This window comes from Streptomyces sp. NPDC020958 (assembly GCF_055562175.1).
Genome location: NZ_JBVHFU010000006.1, coordinates 190645 through 209035, shown reverse-complemented (window position 1 = coordinate 209035; position 18391 = coordinate 190645). Strand labels below are relative to the sequence as shown.

Annotated in this window: 16 protein-coding genes; 7 read left to right on the top strand and 9 right to left on the bottom strand. The window is 71.8% G+C overall.

Going from position 1 to position 18391, the window contains the following annotated elements; translation table 11 throughout:
• Positions 1–203 precede the first annotated feature (203 nt).
• The gene (locus ACZ3KP_RS20185) at positions 204–1133 is read left to right on the top strand and encodes a 5'-3' exonuclease (RefSeq protein WP_467501281.1); all 930 of its coding nucleotides are present in this window, start codon (positions 204–206) and stop codon (positions 1131–1133) included.
• Between the two features lie 123 nt (positions 1134–1256).
• Complete coding sequence (locus tag ACZ3KP_RS20180; RefSeq protein WP_467501111.1) at positions 1257–2102, top strand: siderophore-interacting protein; 846 nt, start codon at positions 1257–1259, stop codon at positions 2100–2102.
• Between the two features lie 89 nt (positions 2103–2191).
• Here the strand turns inward: ACZ3KP_RS20180 and ACZ3KP_RS20175 are convergent, their stop codons facing one another.
• The 3 genes from ACZ3KP_RS20175 to ACZ3KP_RS20165 all read right to left on the bottom strand — a co-directional run bounded on the left by ACZ3KP_RS20175 (position 2192) and on the right by ACZ3KP_RS20165 (position 4802).
• Positions 2192–2968, bottom strand: coding sequence for an ABC transporter permease (locus tag ACZ3KP_RS20175; RefSeq protein WP_467501110.1), 777 nt, complete (start codon positions 2966–2968; stop codon positions 2192–2194).
• Complete coding sequence (locus ACZ3KP_RS20170) at positions 2965–3975, bottom strand: ATP-binding cassette domain-containing protein (RefSeq protein ID WP_467501109.1); 1011 nt, start codon at positions 3973–3975, stop codon at positions 2965–2967. Before ACZ3KP_RS20170 ends, ACZ3KP_RS20175 begins: the two co-directional genes overlap by 4 nt.
• 173 nt (positions 3976–4148) lie before the next feature.
• Positions 4149–4802 (bottom strand): PadR family transcriptional regulator, encoded by a 654-nt coding sequence (locus ACZ3KP_RS20165; protein WP_467501108.1) that lies wholly within the window; start codon positions 4800–4802, stop codon positions 4149–4151.
• 262 nt (positions 4803–5064) lie between these two features.
• On the opposite strand from ACZ3KP_RS20165, the gene ACZ3KP_RS20160 reads away from it, so the two are divergent.
• Positions 5065–6594, top strand: a complete 1530-nt coding sequence (locus ACZ3KP_RS20160) for an amino acid permease (RefSeq protein WP_467501107.1) — start codon at positions 5065–5067, stop codon at positions 6592–6594.
• Positions 6595–6675: 81 nt separating this feature from the next.
• On the top strand, positions 6676–7632 hold the full coding sequence (locus tag ACZ3KP_RS20155) for an RluA family pseudouridine synthase (RefSeq protein WP_467501106.1): 957 nt from the start codon (positions 6676–6678) through the stop codon (positions 7630–7632).
• 18 nt (positions 7633–7650) lie between these two features.
• Here ACZ3KP_RS20155 and ACZ3KP_RS20150 read toward each other — a convergent pair whose 3' ends face one another.
• The 6 genes from ACZ3KP_RS20150 to ACZ3KP_RS20125 all read right to left on the bottom strand — a co-directional run bounded on the left by ACZ3KP_RS20150 (position 7651) and on the right by ACZ3KP_RS20125 (position 13154).
• Positions 7651–9156 (bottom strand): cytochrome P450, encoded by a 1506-nt coding sequence (locus tag ACZ3KP_RS20150; RefSeq protein ID WP_467501105.1) that lies wholly within the window; start codon positions 9154–9156, stop codon positions 7651–7653.
• Between the two features lie 22 nt (positions 9157–9178).
• On the bottom strand, positions 9179–9799 hold the full coding sequence (locus ACZ3KP_RS20145) for a GTP-binding protein (RefSeq protein ID WP_467501104.1): 621 nt from the start codon (positions 9797–9799) through the stop codon (positions 9179–9181).
• Positions 9780–10208 (bottom strand): DUF742 domain-containing protein, encoded by a 429-nt coding sequence (locus ACZ3KP_RS20140; protein ID WP_467501103.1) that lies wholly within the window; start codon positions 10206–10208, stop codon positions 9780–9782. The genes ACZ3KP_RS20145 and ACZ3KP_RS20140 overlap by 20 nt, the downstream gene beginning before the upstream one ends.
• Positions 10205–10612 (bottom strand): roadblock/LC7 domain-containing protein, encoded by a 408-nt coding sequence (locus tag ACZ3KP_RS20135; protein ID WP_089103096.1) that lies wholly within the window; start codon positions 10610–10612, stop codon positions 10205–10207. Before ACZ3KP_RS20135 ends, ACZ3KP_RS20140 begins: the two co-directional genes overlap by 4 nt.
• Positions 10609–12225: a sensor histidine kinase gene (locus ACZ3KP_RS20130; protein WP_467501102.1), complete on the bottom strand. Its 1617-nt coding sequence runs from the start codon at positions 12223–12225 to the stop codon at positions 10609–10611. The genes ACZ3KP_RS20135 and ACZ3KP_RS20130 overlap by 4 nt, the downstream gene beginning before the upstream one ends.
• Positions 12226–12524: 299 nt before the next feature.
• Positions 12525–13154, bottom strand: a complete 630-nt coding sequence (locus ACZ3KP_RS20125) for a TetR/AcrR family transcriptional regulator (RefSeq protein WP_358977603.1) — start codon at positions 13152–13154, stop codon at positions 12525–12527.
• Positions 13155–13418: 264 nt separating this feature from the next.
• Between ACZ3KP_RS20125 and ACZ3KP_RS20120 the strand changes: the two genes are divergently transcribed.
• From ACZ3KP_RS20120 to ACZ3KP_RS20110, 3 genes are read left to right on the top strand one after another with little or no spacing between them, the layout of a single operon-like run.
• Positions 13419–14243, top strand: a complete 825-nt coding sequence (locus ACZ3KP_RS20120; protein WP_467501101.1) for an urea amidolyase associated protein UAAP1 — start codon at positions 13419–13421, stop codon at positions 14241–14243.
• Positions 14240–14854 carry an urea amidolyase associated protein UAAP2 gene (locus tag ACZ3KP_RS20115; RefSeq protein WP_467501100.1) on the top strand — a complete coding sequence of 205 codons (615 nt, stop codon included), beginning with the start codon at positions 14240–14242 and terminating at the stop codon, positions 14852–14854. The genes ACZ3KP_RS20120 and ACZ3KP_RS20115 overlap by 4 nt, the downstream gene beginning before the upstream one ends.
• Positions 14851–18378: a 5-oxoprolinase/urea amidolyase family protein gene (locus tag ACZ3KP_RS20110; protein ID WP_467501099.1), complete on the top strand. Its 3528-nt coding sequence runs from the start codon at positions 14851–14853 to the stop codon at positions 18376–18378. The genes ACZ3KP_RS20115 and ACZ3KP_RS20110 overlap by 4 nt, the downstream gene beginning before the upstream one ends.
• The last annotated feature ends 13 nt before the right edge of the window (positions 18379–18391 follow it).

Genomic DNA, 18391 nt, shown 5'->3' with positions numbered 1-18391 from the left:
CGCGGAGGCTGGCGCGGAGGCGGAGGCGGAGGCGGAGGCTGGCGCGGAGGCGGACGCGGACGCGGAGGCTGGCGCGGAGGCGGGCGCGGGCGCGGAGGCGGACGCGGGCGCGGGCGTGGAGGCGGACGCGGGCGCGGGCGTGGAGGCGGACGCGGGCGCGGGTCGGCCGACGCGTCCCGGTGGTGTCGGCGGGGTACGGCATGATGCGTGGCGTGACCGCACGACTGATGCTTCTCGACACCGCCTCGCTGTACTTCCGCGCCTACTTCGGCGTCCCGGACTCCGTGAGGGCGCCCGACGGCACCCCGGTGAACGCCGTGCGCGGGCTACTGGACTTCATCGACCGGCTGGTCAGGGACCACCGCCCGGACCTGCTGGTGGCCTGCATGGACGCCGACTGGCGGCCGCAGTGGCGGGTGGACCTGATCCCCTCCTACAAGGCGCACCGGGTCGCCGAGGAGCACGAGTCCGGCCCGGACGAGGAAGAGGTCCCGGACACGCTCTCCCCTCAGGTTCCGGTCATCGAGGAGGTGCTGGACGCGCTCGGCATCGCCCGGGTCGGCGTCGCCGGCTACGAGGCGGACGACGTGATCGGCACGTTCACGGCACGCGCCGACGGTCCGGTCGACATCGTCACCGGCGACCGCGACCTCTACCAGCTGGTGGACGACGAGCGGGAGGTGCGCGTGCTGTACCCGCTCAAGGGTGTCGGCACCCTGCAGACCACCGACGAGGCATGGCTGCGTGAGAAGTATGGGGTGGACGGACCGGGGTACGCGGATCTGGCGCTGCTGCGCGGCGACCCGAGCGACGGTCTGCCGGGCGTGCCGGGCATCGGCGAGAAGACCGCGGCCAAGCTGATCGCCGAGTTCGGCGACCTGGCCGGGATCATGGCGGCGGTCGACGATCCGAAGGCGAAGCTCACGCCGTCGCAGCGCAGGCGGCTGGACGAGGCGCGGCCCTATGTCGCGGTGGCACCGAAGGTGGTCCGGGTCGCCGGTGACGTCCCGTTGCCGGAGGTCGACATCACACTGCCGAAGGCCCCACGCGACCCGGGGCAGTTGACCACCCTGTCGACCCGCTGGGGACTGGGCGGTTCACTGAATCGCCTGCTGACGACACTGGAAGCGTGAGGTGGAGAATTTTCCCGGCAAAACACCGGTAAAACACGTGCCCCTCGTGTTCATGGAAGCGGTGTCCGTCAGGAAAGAGATGCTAACTTAGGTAAACCTAACCATTGGAGCAGGAGGCCGGTCATGGCAGAGCGCCCGGGACGTAAGCCGCGTAAGCCGCAATCCGCCCAGGTCGTGCGTACCGAGCGACTGACCCCGCACATGCAGCGCGTGGTTCTCGGCGGCGAGGGGCTGGCCGGCTTCGCCGCGGACACCTGCACCGACCACTACGTGAAACTCCTCTTCGGACCTGAGGGCGTCACCTACCCGGACCCCTTCGACCTGGAGCAGATCCGTGCACAGTACCCGCGGGAGCAGTGGCCGGTCACCCGTACCTACACGGTGCGCTCCTGGAATCCCGAACTCCGGGAACTGACCCTGGACTTCGTCGTGCACGGCGACGAGGGCCTGGCCGGGCCCTGGGCCTGCCGGGTACAGCCCGGCGAGACCGTGCGCTTCATGGGCCCCGGCGGCGCCTACGCCCCCGCCGCGGACGCCGACTGGCATCTGCTGGCCGGTGACGAGAGCGCGCTGCCGGCGATCGCCCGCTCCCTGGAGTCCCTGCCCGCCGGCGCCCGCGCCTTCGCCTTCGTCGAGGTGTCCGGTCCCGAGGAGGAGCAGAAGATCGACTCGGAGGTGGAGGTCGTCTGGCTGCACCGGGGCGAGCGGCCGGTCGGTGAGGCCCTGGTCGCGGCCGTACGCGCGCTGGAGTTCCCGGAGGGCCGGGTGCACGCCTTCGTCCACGGCGAGGCCGGCTTCGTGAAGGAACTGCGGGCCCTGCTGAGGGTCGAGCACCAGATCCCGCGCGACGACCTGTCGATCTCCGGCTACTGGCGCCTCGGCCACAACGAGGACGGCTGGCAGGCCTCCAAGCGTGACTGGAACGCCCGTATCGAGGCGGAGCAGGAGGGCGGCGCGGCCGCGGCCTGAGCAGGAACCCACGGTCCCCGGGTTCGGTGGGGCGCGCCACCCGGAAGCCGGGCGGCGCGCCCCACCGGACACCGTCACACGGAACACCGTCACACGGACCGCTGGTAGGACCTGAACGTCCTGACCGACAGCCACACCGCCGCGACCGCGAGCGCCAGCAGCGCCCCGCCCCGGCCGAGCACCGCACCCCAGTCCGGGTCCGCCGACATCGCCGAACGGCCGGCCACCATGGCCCAGTCGAGCGGGTTGAAGTCGGCTATGTGCCGTATCCAGCCGGGCATCTGGGACGGCGCCATGAAGGCGCTGGACAGGAAGGTCAGCGGGAGAAGCAAAAAGGTGTTGATCCCGATGATCGACTCCCGCTCCCGCACCAGCATGCCGAGCGCGTTGGACAGCGCGCCGAAAACGGTGCCGAGCAGGACGGCGGCCACCACCAGGACCACGATGCCCGCGACCCCGCCCGGGTAGTCGGCGCCGCCCAGCAGCCCGAGCAGCACGATGATCAATGACTGGCCGGCGGTGACCAGGCCGTTGTTCACCACGTTGCCGTTCATCAGCGCGGCCCTGCTGACCGGGGTGGTCAGGAAGCGGTTCAGGGTGCCGCGCTGGATCTCCTCCAACGTCCCCATCCCGGCCCACATGTTGGAGCTGAGGGCGCTCATCACCACCACGCCCGGCACCAGGTAGTCGAGGTAGGAGGTGGTGCCGAAGCCGCCCAGCTCGACGACCTTCTTGAAGAGGTTGCCGAACAGAAACAGCCAGATCACGGGCTGGATCAGGGTGATGACCGCGTACGCGGGCTGGCGGGCGAAGACCAGCAGCTGGCGCTGCGCCATGTACCAGGTCTGGGAGACGGCGTTGCTCATCGGGCACCTCCGGTCGTGGCGAGCGCGCCGAAGGCGCCGTCGGCCTCCGCGTACCGGCGGCCCGCGTAGCGCAGATAGACGTCGTCGAGAGACGGCCGGGCGACCGTCGCGGCCACCACGGTCACCCCGGCCCGCTCCAGCACGACGAGCAGCGCGGGCACGGCGGCGGCCCCGTCGTCGGCGCGCGCGCTGATCCGGCGTCCGTCGAACAGCGCCTCATGCACGCCCGGAAGACCGGTCAGCGCGGTCGCGAGCAGGGTACGGCCCGCCTCCCCGGGCGCCTCGCGCAGTTCCACGTGCACGGCGTCGCCCCGCAGTTCGCCCTTGAGGGAGTCGGGGGTGCCCTCGACCACGACCCGGCCGCGGTCGACGATCGCGATCCGCTCGGCGAGCCGGTCGGCCTCCTCCAGATAGTGCGTGGTGAGCAGGATCGTCAGGCCCTCCTCACCGGCCAGCCGGCCGATCTCGTCCCACATCGCGGTGCGGGCCTCCGGGTCGAGGCCGGTGGTGGGCTCGTCGAGGAAGAGCACCTCGGGGCGGTGGACCAGGCCGAGGGCCACGTCGAGGCGGCGCCGCATGCCTCCGGAGTAGCCCTTGACCGGGCGGCCGGCGGCCTCCGTGAGGCTGAAGCGGGCCAGCAGTTCGTCGACCCGGCGGTCGAGGGCAGCGCCGCGCAGGCCGTAGAGCCGGCCCTGGAGAGCCAGGTTCTCCCGGCCGGTGGCGACCGGGTCGGCACCGGAGTTCTGGGCGACCACACCGATCGCGCGGCGCACCCGGTCGGGGTGGCGCAGCACGTCGTGGCCGGCCACGGTGGCGGTGCCCGAGTCGGGGCGGGCCAGGGTGGTGAGGATCTTGACGGTGGTGGACTTGCCTGCGCCGTTGGGTCCGAGGAGCCCGAAGACGGTGCCGGGTTCGACGGTGACGTCCAGGCCGTTCAGGGCGGTGACGTCGCCGGGGTAGGTCTTGATCAACTGGCGCGCCTGCACTGCGGGCGCACGGGTGCTCATGTCGACTGCTCTCCTGAGGATTCGTGGGACTTCACGAGTGATCCGCACGATGAGCACCGGGCTATCCTGGGTGTGCCGCACCTCGATGGCCCGGAGCCGCCGCACGGCGGGTTCGGTTCGGGGTTCGAGACCCCGGCCGGGCTGCTGCAACAGCTCAGCCGGGGTCTGCCCCGTCAGTTCGGCTTCTGCTCGAATTCGGCCTCCAGCCTGAGGTATTCGTCGGGGATCTCCCCCGTCTCGTGGAAGTGCCGCCAGTCGACGACGCCCGGGAAGCTGCCCTCCGTCAGCTCCACCAGGAAGCCGCGCACCCACTCGGCCTCCGCCTCCACCATGTGCACCTGGTACTCGGCCTCGATCACGAAGAGCCGGGGCAGGGTCTCACGCAGTTTGTCGAGGCCCCCGCGCGCGCTCGCGGCCTGCACGTCGAGGACTTTCAGCCGCTCCTCGAGCAGCCGGGCCACCTCGTCGGGTGGAAGCGCCCCCAGCAGCGACAGCGCCGCCTCGAACACGGGGTACTCCTTGACCGGCACGGCGACCAGGTCCGAGAGCCACTCGACCGTCTCCGCGCGCCCCGCGTCGGTGATGCCGTAGAGCGTGCGCTCAGGGCGGTTGCCCTGCCGCTCCACGTCCGTCACCTCGACGAAGCCGTGTCTCTCCAGGTTCTGCACCACGGTGTAGAGCGAGCCGTAGTTGATCTTCAGGCTGGCGTCCTTGCCGCGACTGCGCAGGGTCTGGGCGATCTCGTACGGGTGCATGGGCCGCTCGACGAGCAGCACCATCACGGCGAGTGCCAGGGGATTGGACAGCTTGCGGCGCTTGGCGGCCATGGACCCTCGCCTCCCCTTTCTCGCCACCGGACCCGCGTACGGAATGTCCGTGCGCGAAATATCCGTGCTCCGAATATCCGTCACCGAACATATCGCGACTTCCACAGCCCGTCAACACACACGATGTATCGCGTTCGGGCGGCCCGCGCAAGGGCGTGAGGACTTGGGCCCGCCCCGGACACGCCGGTGTGACGCGGTCGAAACAGCTCGTCCCTAATTTCTGTCGCTCGACAGGAAGTCCGCCTGACAGGCAGGTACCGCCGTGACGACGACCGACGACCGCTCACTGAAAACGACCGCCGACCACTCCCTGGAGGAGTTCGGCTACCGCCAGGAACTGCACCGCAGCCTCGGCAGGTACGCCTCCTTCGCCGCCGGGTTCTCCTTCATCTCCGTACTGACGACCGTCTTCCAGTTCTTCGCCTTCGGGTACGCCTTCGGCGGCCCGGTCTTCTTCTGGGCCTGGCCCGCCGTCCTGGTCGGCCAGCTGCTGGTGGCCGCCTGCTTCGCCGAGCTCGCCGGGCGCTATCCCCTCTCCGGTGCGATCTACCAGTGGTCCTCACGCCTGTCGAACCCGTCCTTCGGCTGGTTCGCCGGCTGGATCATGGTGATCGGACAGATCGTGGTGGTCGCGGCGGCCGCGCTCGCCCTGCAGATGGTGCTGCCCGCGCTCTGGTCGGGCTTCCAGGTGATCGGCACCGACCCCACGCCGACCTCACCCGACGGCGCCGCCAACGCGGCCGTCCTGGGCGTCGTCCTGCTGGTGCTGACCACCCTGGTGAACATCCTGGACAACCGGGTGATGTCCGTGATCAACCGGGTCGGGGTGACCGCCGAGATCATCGGCGCGGTGCTGATCGTCGTCCTGCTGCTCACCCACTCCCGGCGCTCCCCCGGCATCACCTTCCACACCGGGACGGCCGCCGAGGGCGGTCTGCTCGGCGCGTTGCTGGTCGGTTCGTTCACGGCCGCCTACGTGATGATCGGGTTCGACAGCGCCGGCGAGATGAGCGAGGAGACGCACCAGCCGCGGCGGACGGCGCCGCGGACGATCCTCACCGCGCTGTCCGCCGCGGGCCTGCTCGGCGGCCTGGTCATCCTCGGCGGCCTGCTGGCCGCGCCCAGCCTGACCGACGGGCACCTGGGCGTCGACGGGCTGAGCTACGTCCTGACCAGCAGCCTCGGGGACGGTGTCGGGCGGGTGCTGCTGGCCGACGTGGTGGTGGCGATCGCGGTGGCGACGCTGGCGATCCAGACCGCGGCCTCCCGGATGCTGTTCTCCATGGCCCGGGACGGGCAGCTCCCGTTCGCCTCGCGGCTGGCCCGGGTGAATCCCCGTACCGGCATGCCGGGGGCACCGGCCGTCGTGGTGGGGGTGCTGGCCGCCGTACTGCTGCTGCTCAACTTCGCCTCGCCGGACGCGTTCCTCGCGATCGGGACGACGTGCATCGTGCTGCTGTACCTCGCGTACGCGATGGTCACCGGACCGCTGCTGGTACGGCGGCTGCGCGGGGAGTTCCGGGCCGAGGGGGCGGACGAGACCGGGGCGCCGTTGTTCTCGCTGGGACGGTGGGGGGTGCCGGTGAACGCGGTGGCGCTGGTGTGGGGGCTGGCGATGGCGGTGAACCTGGCGTGGCCCCGGGGCGCGGTGTACGACCCGGCCGGGGGGCACTGGTACTTCCGGTGGTTCACCGTGCTGTTCCTGACCGGGACCGTGGTGGTGGGCGGGGCCTGGCGGCTCGCGCGGGCGGAGTCGCGACCTGCGGTCGCCGTGCCGGAGGCGGTGGCGTAGTTCGCCCGGGTGCGGGGGCACGGGACCGGCCGCGCGGCCCCGTGCCCCCGACGGGGTGCCCCACCCGTACCCTTGGTGCAAATGAGACGTAAGACCGCTGCCCCGCCTTCCCCCCTCCCCCAGCGGCACGGGGTCGACGCCGTTCGGGTGCGGCTGCCGCGGTCCGAGGAGTGGGCCACGGTCGGTGACTACCTGATCGAGCGCCTCTCCGGCGCCGCCCCCGGCCTCGTCGCCGGCATGCTGGAGTCGGGGCTGGTCGTGGGCGTCGACGGACGCCCCGTCGGCGCCCGGACCCCCTACACGCCCGGTCTCCACCTCTGGTTCCACCGCGACCTGCCCCCCGAGGTCCCCGTCCCGTTCGCCCTCGACGTCGTCCACCGCGACGAGCACCTCGTCGTCGTCGACAAACCGCACTTCCTCGCCACCACGCCGCGTGGCCGTCACGTCACGGAGACCGCGCTCGCCCGGCTGCGGCGGGAGCTGGGGATTCCCGAGCTGGGAGCGGCCCATCGGCTGGACCGGCTCACCGCCGGGCTGGTGATGTTCGTCGTGCGGCCCGGGGACCGGGGCGCCTACCAGTCGTTGTTCAGGGAGCGGCGGGTACGCAAGGAGTACGAGGCCATCGCGCCGTACGATCCCTCGCTGGCCCTGCCCCGGACCGTACGGAGCCGGATCGTCAAGCACCGCGGGGTGCTCGCGGCCCAAGAGGTCGACGGGCCGGTCAATGCCGAGACCCTGGTGGAACTCGTCGAGCACAGGGGAGAGGTGGGCCGGTACCGGCTCACCCCGCACACCGGGCAGACCCATCAGCTGAGGGTCCACATGAACGGCTTGGGCGTGCCGATCCTCGGCGATCCGCTGTACCCGGTCGTCACCGGCCCAGTGCCGGACGGTGACTTCCGCCGTCCGCTGCAACTGCTGGCGCGGAGGCTGGAGTTCACCGACCCGGTCACGGGGGTGGCGCATCGGCTGTGCAGCGGACGGAGGCTGGCCGCCTGGGAGTCGTACCAGGACTGGACCGGCCGCCAGGTCGGCTGACTCCCGGTACCGGAGTCCCTAGCGGCCCAGCCACCAGCGGCGCAGCCGCGGCCAGATGCCGCGCGGCTCGGGCGCCGGCTCCGGCGCGCCCGCGGCCGGGGGTGCCACCGGGGGCGCGACCGGCTCCGGGGCGATCGGCGCCGGGGACGCGGCCGGCCGGGCGGTGCCGAGCTGCCAGTCGGTGCGCTGCGGCGGCACCAGGGCCGGGCTCGGCATGAGGGTCACGTCCTGCTTCGGCTTCGGGTCGAAGCGCACCGGCAGTTCCACCAGGTGCCGGGACGCGATCGACGCCCGCCAGCGCAGATCCTCCTCGTCGCAGTCGAGCTGGATGTCCGAGAGGCGGGTCAGCAGCTGGTCGACCCCGACGTCGGCGATGGCACGGCCGATGTCCTGGCCGGGGCATTCGTGGGGACCGCCGCCGAAGGCGAGGTGGGAGCGGTTGCCCTGCATGTTGGCGCTGAGGTCGGGGCGGACGCGTGGGTCGACGTTGCCCGGCGCGGGCGCGTAGAGGAGCCCGTCGCCCTTGCGGATGCGCTGGCCGCCGAGTTCCGTGTCCTGCTTGGCGAAGTAGGCGAAGACCGTGCTGAAGGGGGGCTCGTCCCACAGGGACTGCTCGATCGCCTCGGGCACCGTCATCTGGCCGCCGTTGAGCTGGGCCCGGAAGCCGGGCTCGGTGAGGACCATGCGCAGCGCGTTGGCGATGAGGTTGGCGGTGGTCTCGTAGGCGGCGATGAGGACGACCCGCAGGTGCTGGGCGACCTCGTCGTCGTTGAGCCGGGCCGGGTGGTTGATGAGGTGGCTGGTGAAGTCCTCCTCCGGGCGGGCCCGGCGGCGGGCGGTGAGCCGGGTCAGGCAGCCCATGACGTACTCGTTGCTGGCGATCGCGGTCTCGGTGCCCTTGAGCATGTCGCGGGCGGCCTCCACGATCCGGTCGTTGTACTCCTCGGGCATGCCGAGCAGTTCGCACATGACCGCCATCGGCAGGTGCTCGGAGTACTGGGAGACCAGCTCGGCGCGGCCCTTCTCGCAGAACTCGTTGACCAGCAGCTGGGTGTAGCGGCCGATGAGGCGGCGGATGCTGCGGTGGTCGATGGTGGTCATGGCGCCCTGGACCGCCGCACGCAGGCGCTGGTGTTCGTCGCCCTCGGCGTGTGAGCAGATGGGCTGCCAGGCGATGTGCGGCATCAGGGGGTGGTCGGGCTTGACCATGCCCTCCCGCAGCGGGGTCCAGATGCGGCTGTCCCGGGTGAAGACGGCGGGGGTGCGGACCATCTGGAGGTTCTCGGTGAGTCCGAGGACCACCCAGATCGGCACGTCGTCGTGGAGGAGCACGGGTGCCACCGCGCCGTGTTCCTGCCGCAGCTTCTCGTAGAGTTCGCCCAGGTGGTCCGCGTCGGCGCCGAAGAGCCGCTGCAGTCCGCCGGGGCCACGGTCGTGGGCCTGGCCGCGGTCGTGCGCCGGGCAGCCGGGCGGCGGCGCCGGGTCCGTGCCGGGGGCGGCGGGTCGGGGGGATTCTGGCGTCACAGTGATCGCTCCGGAAGAGGTGTCAGGTGAGCGCGCCGGACATGGCGAGCGAGTGCAGGAAGCGCATCAGCGTCATGAGGACGTCCCGGCTGGAGGCCCGGCGGCGGGCGTCGCAGTCGACGATGGGGATCTCGGGGGGCAGGTCCAGTGCCGTGCGCAGTTCGTCGATGGGGTAACGGGGCGCGTCCGGGAAGGAGTTGACGGCGACGACGAAGGGCACTCCGCGCTCCTCCAGGCGGCCCATGACGTCGAAGCTGACCTCCAGGCGCCGGGTGTCGATGAGGACGACCGCACCGAGGGCGCCCTCGAACAGCCCGTTCCACAGGAACCAGAAGCGTTCCTGGCCGGGGGTGCCGAAGAGGTAGAGCACCAGCTGGTCGGTGATGCTGATCCGGCCGAAGTCCATGGCCACGGTGGTGGCGGTCTTGGATTCGGAGCCGTAGTTGTCGTCGACCCCGATGCCGGCCTGGGTCATGGTCTCCTCGGTGGTCAGCGGTCTGATCTCGCTGACGGAACCGACCATGGTGGTCTTGCCGACTCCGAAGCCGCCCACGATCACGATCTTCACCGCGGCCTGGGCGGTGTGCGGCAGGTGGTCCTCGGTGCGGGGGCCGGGGATCAACTCAGAGCCTTTGAAGTCCATGCATCACCGCTTCGAGAAGTGAACGGTCGGGGAGCGCCTGGCGGACGATGGGCGCGCGCGCCTGCACCAGTTCGGCCGCGATCAGCTCCGTGATCAGTGCCGTCATGGCACTGAACGGCAGGTTGAGGTAGGCCGAGAGCTCGGCCACGGACAGGGGCGCGAGACAGAGCCTGAGCAGCACCGCCTGCTCGGGCGTGACGGAGGGCGGAGGGTCGGCGCGGGCCACGATCAAGGTGACCAGGTCGAGTTCGGCCCGTGCGCCGTCGGCGCCGCTGATGACGTAGAGCCGCTCGGGGTTCTTGTTGTCGCCGTCCTCGCCGCCGCTCTCGGGGGCCGGCGGCAGGGACGGGCTCGGTGGCGGGACGTGTTCCGGGTCGGGCAGGCGCCGTTTGCGTTGCGGAGGAGTCATACGGTCTGCCCGTTGCGCCGGGGCGGGCTGGTGAGGTGGGCGCCGATGCGGACGACGAGGTCGCGCATCATCTCGCTCATCCGGCCCGGTTCGCAGGTCACGTCGGCGAGCACCGCGAGGTAGGCGTTGGCGCCGGCGGACATGAGGTAGAAGTAACCTCTGTCGATCTCGATGAGGACGAGGTTCATGTCGCCGTTGCTGATGGGCAGTTCCTGGGCGACGGCACTGGCCAGGCTCTGCACGCCCGCGCAGGCCGCGGCGAGCCGGTCGGCCGCGTCGGGGTCGCCGCCGTGCCGGGCGATGCGCAGTCCGTCGGCGGAGAGCACGACGATCATCTCGACGCCCGGCACTCCGTCGGCGAGTTGCTTGAGCATCCAGTCGAAGTTGCCTCGCTGCTGGATCACTTGAGGTCCCCCTCGTCGTCGGCCTCGGGGCCGGCCGGGTCGTTGATCAGGTGCAGGTACTTGGTCGGGTTCCGGGTGAAGTCGGTGGGGTGGACACCGGGGTTGTTCTTCTTGAGCCCCTCCCAGAAGGCCTCGACCCACAGTCCGGGTTCGCGGCGTTCCGGCTTCGGGGGCTCGGGTTCCTTGTGCTGCGACCAGACGGTCGGGTTGCCCTCGCGTTCGGCGCGCTCGATGGCGGCCTGTTCGGCGAGCCGCTGGCTGAGCGGCGTCTTCATCCGGCTGCGCCGCTGCGGCAGGCCGCCCGCGGTCCATTCGGTGACCACGGGGACGTCGTCCTCCATGGAGATCCCGGCAGGGATGCGGGGGCTGGTGGGGCGGCGCCGCTTGGGCGGCCGCTTGGGGCCTTCGAGGGCGCCGAGCTCGGGCTTCGGGATGCCGGTGGCGCCGATGCCGTGGGCGATGCCGGGGGCGGGGTCGGTGGTCATCATGTCGCTGGGCACGATGAGGACGGCGCGGACCCCGCCGTACGCCGAGGCGCGCAGCGAGACGTCCATGTTGTACGTGGTGCACAGGCGGCCGACGACGGAGAGGCCGAGGCGCGGGTTCTCGCCGAGCACCTGGACGTCCTTGCCCTGCTTGGCCTTCTCCAGCAGGCTCTCCAGGCGGCCGCGGGCTTCCTCGTTGAGGACGACACCGGCGTCCTCGATCTCGATGCACACGCCGGACTGCACCTCGACGGCGGTGACGTGCACCTTGGTGGAGGGCGGCGAGTACCGGGTGGCGTTGTCGAGGAGTTCGGCGGCCGCGTGGATGATCGGCTCGACCGAGGTGCCCTTGATGTTGACCTGGCAGATGGAGTGCAGTTCGATGCGCCGGTACTCCAGGATCCGGGACATGGCGCCGCGCAGCACGCTGTAGAGGGCGACGGGGTTGGGCCACTGGCGCCCCGGCCGGCCGCCGCCGAGGACGGAGACCGAGTCGGCGAGGCGTCCGATCAGCGCGGTGCCGTGGTCGATGCGCAGCAGGTCGTCGAAGACCTCGGGGTTGCGGCCGTGGTCCTCCTCCATCTCCCGCAGTTCGTGTGCCTGCTGGTGGACGATGGCCTGGACACGGCGGGCGACGCTGACGAACGAGCGCTCCAGGGAGTCCCGCTGGAGGTCTTGCTCGTCGACGATGTCGAGCATGGTGCGGATCAGCAGGCGCTGCGGCTCGGGGGCGTGGCGCAGGTGGGGGTCGAGGTCGAAGACCTGGCGGATCACCTCTTTGGGCGACTCGCCGGCCTTCAGCCGGTAGAGCGCGGTCGGGAACACCTCCTTGGCGAGGCGTTCGATCTCCTGCTCATGGGCGAGGAGGCGCCGTTCCAGATACGCACTGTGACGGTGGTGCTCGCCCCGGGCGTCCTGGAGCATGCGGCCGCGCCGTGCCGCTTCCGCCGCCGTCGCGAGCACCAGCAGCGTGCCGACGGCACCGCATATGCCGACGGCGATCCGGGCGGACTCCGCCACCAGGACGACGGCGGCGGCGGTCGCCGCGGCCATCAGTGTGGCGGGCAGCAACAGCACACGCGCCAGGGAAAGTTCACGGCCATTGGGAGGCGGTTGCACACTCACCATGTATGCCTTCTGAGACGAATCGGCTGGGTGTCGGGGGACTTCGTGGGGGGAAGGTTCATGGAGCAGACTGGATCTTCCGTATGTTTGGGAACAGGCGCACGAATTCACCTCAACTCGGTGCGCCGCGGGCGAGCTTAGTCCGACCGGATCAACGCCGTGTCATATTCGGCGAGCACCTGAAAACGTCCGAACGGGTGGAGTACCCTCGGTCATTTTGCACGCACGGCATTCATTCGAACACGACGTGTCACGACGCATGGGCGTACGGAGTGACTCACCGTGACGAGTGAAAGAGCCCCTCAGACGCCGACGATCCGCAGCGCGGCGTCGGCGGTGGCGCGGGCGAACTCACGGGCGGGGCGCTCGGGTTCGGAGCGGTGGATCAGGATGACGCCCTCGATCAGCCCGAAGACGAGATCGGTCCGCAGCTCCAGCTCGCCCTTCGCCTGACCGCCGCCGGCCGCCGTGGCGGCGATCAACCTCCGGTAGGCGTCCTTGAGTTCCGCGCGTACGGCACGAAAGCCGGCGAACCGCTCTGCGTGCACCTCGGGCAGCAGGTAGAGCGCCCCGAGGTTGTGCGGCCCCGCGCAGAGCAGCTCCACGTCGGCCCGGCACAGGGCCCGCAACCGCTCCGCGGCCGGGGTCGCGTCGTCCGCGAGCAGTTCACGCGCGTAGGCCAGGGACGGCGTGACGGTGGACTCCAGCAGCTCGGCGAGGAGTTCCTCCTTGCCGGAGACGTAGTGGTACATGGACGCCTGCCGCATGCCCGCGCGTTCGGCGACGGCCCGGGTGGTGGTGGCCGCGTAGCCGCGGGTGGTGAACAACTCGGCTGCCGCCGCGAGCAGTTCGGCCCGCGGTTCCAGACCGCTGTCCGGCCGCTGCACGACCCGCGGCCGCCCGACCCGACGGCCACCGCTGCTCGTCCCCATGCGTTCGATCCTCGCACACACCCCCACCCGACGATCACGCCCCCACGCCCGGCACGAGACCGCGGCACCCCGCACGGAACATGACCCCGGCGGTCACGCCACGCGACCCCGGCCACGCACCCCCAGGCGGAACCGCCACCACACCGCCCCGTGAGCCCTCGGTAACCGCCCCGGAACGCCCGCGCAACGCCCCCGACGCGGTCCGCCCCTAATTTCTGTCGGGCGACAGAAACAACCCGAGCCCACGCGACCGGAGGTCGAGCGATGGCCACAGCGACCACATACGGAGCCCGGGCGCACGCCCGCGCGCAGGAGGGCACCCGGGCCGACGCGATGCCGGTCGTCCCGGCCGCCGACTGGCCCGACCCGCCCTGCGAGGCCGGACACCTGGTGTGGGCCGAGACGGTGGCCGGCGGCAACTACACCCACCGCGTACTGGCCCGCGGCACCGAGCTGCGCCTGACCGACCGGCACGGCGACGCCTGCGCCCACCTGCTGCTATACGTCGCCGACCGCCCGTGGGAGCGGCTGAACGTCGCCGACACGGTCAAGGTGCAGTGGAACGCCTACCTCGGCGAGGGCGTCCTGCTCCTGTCCGACCAGGGCCGGGTACTGGCCTCGGTCGTCGCCGACACCTCCGGCCGCCACGACGCCCTGTGCGGCACCTCCACCCTGGTCCGCAACACCGACCGCTACGGCGACGGCACCCCGCAGTCCCCCTCCCCCGCGGGCCGCGAGCTGTTCAAGCTGGCGGCGGCCAAGAACGGCCTGGAACCCCGCGACCTGCCGCCGTCCCTGTCGTTCTTCCAGGGCGTGGCGGTGCGCGACGACGGCACCCTGGACTTCACCGGCTCGGCCGGCCCCGGCGGCAGCGTCACCCTCCGCGCCGAGCAGGACCTGACCGTCCTGATCGCGAACGTCCCGCACCCCGCCGACCCCCGCCCCGACTACGTCAGCACCCCCCTGGAGGTGCTCGCCTGGCGGGCCGCCCCGACGTCGCCCGGCGACCCGCTGTGGGACGCCACCCCCGAGGGCCGTCGCGCCTTCCTCAACACCACCGGATTCCTCGCCGCGAGGGGGCTCGCATGACCACGAACACAGGGACCACCGTCGTCCCGGCCCGCGCCGCCTGGTCCTCGGTGATCCGCGAGGGCGAGACGCTGACCATCACCGACCTGCACGGCAACCAGGCCGTCGACTTCCTCGCCTACGACGCCCACGACACGGCCGTCCGCTACAGTGCCCCCGACACGATCCACGCCCAGGGGGGCATCTTCCTCACCACCGGCAGCGTCCTGCTCTCCAACGAGCACACCGCGCTGATGACGGTGACCGAGGACGAGGTCGGCCGCCACGACACGGTCGGCGGCGCCTGCTCCAAGGAGTCCAACACCCTGCGCTACGGGCACCACACCTGGTCCCAGCACGCCTGCGTGGACAACTTCCTCGCCGAGGGCGCCCGGCACGGCCTCGGCAAACGCGACCTGGTCTCCAACATCAACTGGTACATGAACGTGCCCGTCGAGCAGGACGGCACCCTCGGCATCGTCGACGGCATCTCGGCACCGGGCCTGAGGCTGACCCTGCGCGCCGACCGGGACGTCCTCGTCCTGGTCTCCAACTGCCCCCAGATCAACAACCCCTGCAACGGCTTCGACCCGACCGCCGTGCGGATGACGATCACCGGAGCCGCGGGATGACCTTCCACACCCTGCTGGTCGCCAACCGCGGCGAGATCGCCGTCCGCGTCATCCGCACCGCCCGCGAACTGGGCCTGCGTACGGTCGCCGTGTACTCCGACCCCGACCGCGCCGCACCCCACGTACGCCTGGCCGACGAGGCGGTCCGGCTCGGGCCGGCGCCCGCGAAGGAGTCGTACCTCGACGCCGATCTGGTCCTGAAGGCGGCCAAGGACACCGGTGCCGACGCCATCCACCCCGGCTACGGGTTCCTCTCCGAGGACGCCGCGTTCGCCCGGCGCTGCGAGGAGGCCGGCATCGTGTTCGTGGGCCCGACCCCGGAGCAGCTGGAGCTGTTCGGCGCGAAGCACACGGCCCGGGCGGCGGCCCAGGCGGCGGGCGTCCCGCTGGCCCCGGGAACAGGGCTGCTGGCGGACCGGGACGAGGCGCTGCGCGCGGCCTCGGCCATCGGCTATCCCGTCATGCTCAAGGCCACCGGCGGGGGCGGCGGTATCGGTATGTCGGCTTGTCGATCGGCCGACGAGCTGACCGAGGCCTGGGAGCGGGTGCAGCGGGTCGCCGCCGCCTCCTTCTCCTCCGCCGGGGTGTTCCTGGAACGCCTCGTCGAGCACGCGCGCCACGTCGAGGTGCAGGTCTTCGGGGACGGCGCGGGCCGGGTCGTCACCTTCGGCGACCGGGACTGCTCGCTGCAGCGCCGCAACCAGAAGGTCGTCGAGGAGGCCCCCGCGCCCGGTCTGCCGCCGAAGGTGCGTGAGCAGCTCGCCACGTCCGCCCGTGACCTGTGCGCCTCGGTCGGCTACCGCTCCGCGGGCACGGTCGAGTTCGTGTACGACGCGGCCCGCGAGGAGGCCTACTTCCTGGAGGTCAACACCCGTCTCCAGGTGGAGCACCCGGTCACCGAGGAGATCTACGGCGTCGACCTGGTCGCCTGGATGCTGCGTCTGGCCGGCGGCGAGACCGACGTCGTGCGGGACCCGGGCCCCCCGCGCGGGCACGCCGTCGAGGCCCGTGTCTACGCCGAGGACCCGTCCCGCGACCACCGGCCCAGCGCCGGTCTGCTGACCCGGGTGGAGTTCCCGCAGGACGTACGCGTCGACGGCTGGGTGGAGACCGGCACCGAGGTGACGACGTCGTACGACCCGATGCTCGCGAAGGTGATCGCGTACGGCCCCGACCGGGCCGGCGCGCTGCGCGGGCTGGACGAGGCGCTCGCCCGCACCCGCGTCGACGGCATCGAGACCAACCTGGGCCTGGTGCGCGCCGCGCTCACCGATCCGGACTTCCGCGCCGCCACCCATTCCACCGCGACCCTCGCCGCGGTCACCGACCCCACCCCCCGGATCGAGGTCGTCTCGGCCGGCACCCTCACCACGGTCCAGGACTGGCCGGGCCGCACCGGATACTGGCAGGTGGGCGTCCCGCCGAGCGGCCCGATGGACGACCGCTCCTTCCGCCTCGGCAACCGCGCGCTCGGCAACCCGGAGGGCGCCCCCGGCCTGGAATGCACCCTCGAGGGTCCGTCGCTGCGCTTCACCCACCCCACCACCGTCTGTGTCACCGGCGCCCCGGCCACGGTGACCGTCGACGGCTCCCCCGCCCCGCAGTGGGAACCGGTGACGGTCCCGGCGGGCGCGCTGCTGGAGATCGGCGCCCCCGCCGAGTACGGCCTGCGCACCTACGTCCTGTTCGCCGGCGGCGGTCTGGACGTCCCGGCCTTCCTGGGCAGTGCCAGCACCTTCACGCTGGGCCGGTTCGGCGGCCACGGCGGGCGGGCGCTGCGCACGGGTGACGTCCTGCACGGCGGCGCCGTGACGGTGGGCGAGCCGGTGGCCGAACGCCCGCGCTTCACCACCGTCTGGCACCTCGCGGCCGTCGAAGGCCCGCATGCCGCCCCGGAGTTCTTCACCGAGGACGACATCCGTGACTTCTACGCCGCCGAGTGGAAGGTGCACTTCAACTCGGCGCGCACCGGGGTCCGCCTGATGGGGCCCAAGCCGCGCTGGGCGCGTACCGACGGCGGCGAGGCGGGCCTGCACCCGTCCAACATCCACGACACCCCGTACTCGGTCGGCGCCGTCGACTACACCGGCGACATGCCGGTCCTGCTCGGCCCCGACGGTCCCTCACTGGGCGGTTTCGTGTGCCCGGCGACCGTCCTGAGCGGTGAGCGCTGGAAGCTCGGCCAGCTCCGCCCCGGCGACACGGTCCGCTTCACCCCGGTCGACGTGACGGGCGAGCCCCGCCCCGAGATCGCCGACGGCGGTGTCCTGGCCCGGGACGGGGACGTCACCTACCGCCGCAGCGGTGACGACAACCTGCTGGTCGAGTTCGGCCCGATGCAGCTGGACCTGGCGCTGCGCATGCGCGTCCACGCGCTGATGGAGGCGGTGACGGCGGCGGCCCCGCCCGGGGTCACGGACCTCACCCCGGGCATCCGCTCGCTCCAGATCCGCACCGACCCGGCCACCCTCCCGCAGGCCGAACTCCTGGCCGCGGTGCGGGAGATCGTCTCGGCGCTGCCGCCCACCGACGAACTCGTGGTCCCCTCCCGCACGGTCCACCTCCCCCTCTCCTGGGACGACCCGGCGACCCGGGAGGCGATCGCCCGCTACATGGCGGGCGTCCGCGACGACGCCCCCTGGTGCCCCTGGAACATCGAGTTCATCCGCCGGATCAACGGCCTGGACTCGGTCGAGGACGTCTACCGCACCGTCTTCGCCGCGGAGTACCTGGTCCTCGGCCTGGGCGATGTGTACCTGGGCGCCCCGGTCGCCACCCCGCTCGACCCGCGCCACCGCCTGGTCACCACCAAGTACAACCCGGCCCGCACCTGGACCGCCGAGAACTCCGTCGGCATCGGCGGCGCCTACCTGTGCGTGTACGGCATGGAGGGCCCGGGCGGCTACCAGTTCGTGGGCCGTACGACCCAGGTGTGGTCGGGATGGCAGCAGCGGGGCGCGTTCGAGCCTGGCTCGCCGTGGCTGCTGCGGTTCTTCGACCGGATCAGGTGGTATCCGGTGACCGCGGAGGAACTCCTCGACCTGCGGGCCGACATCGTCTCCGGCCGGTTCGTGCCCCGTATCGAGGAGGGCACCTTCTCGCTGGCGTCGTACCAGGACTTCCTCTCCGAGCACGCGGACGCCATCGCGGTGTTCAGGACGCGCCAGCAGAGGGCGTTCACCGCGGAGCGCGACGCCTGGGAGGCGGCCGGCGAGTTCGCGCGGGCCGAGGCGGCCACCGCCCCCGCCGCGTCACCGGCCGAGGTGTCGGTGCCGCCGGGCGGGAGACTGATAGAGGCCGAGTTCGCCGCCTCGGTATGGCAGGTGAACGTCCGGCCGGGCGACGAGGTGGCGTCCGGGCAGCCGCTGCTCGCCCTGGAGGCGATGAAGATGGAGTCCAGGGTGCACGCGCCGATGGCCGGTGTGGTGACGGAGATCCTGGCACGGCCCGGCGACCAGGTGGAGGCGGGCACGGCGCTGCTCGTCCTGGCCCCGGCCGCCCCGGCCACCCCGGCCGCGAACTGACCCCGAGGAGCGA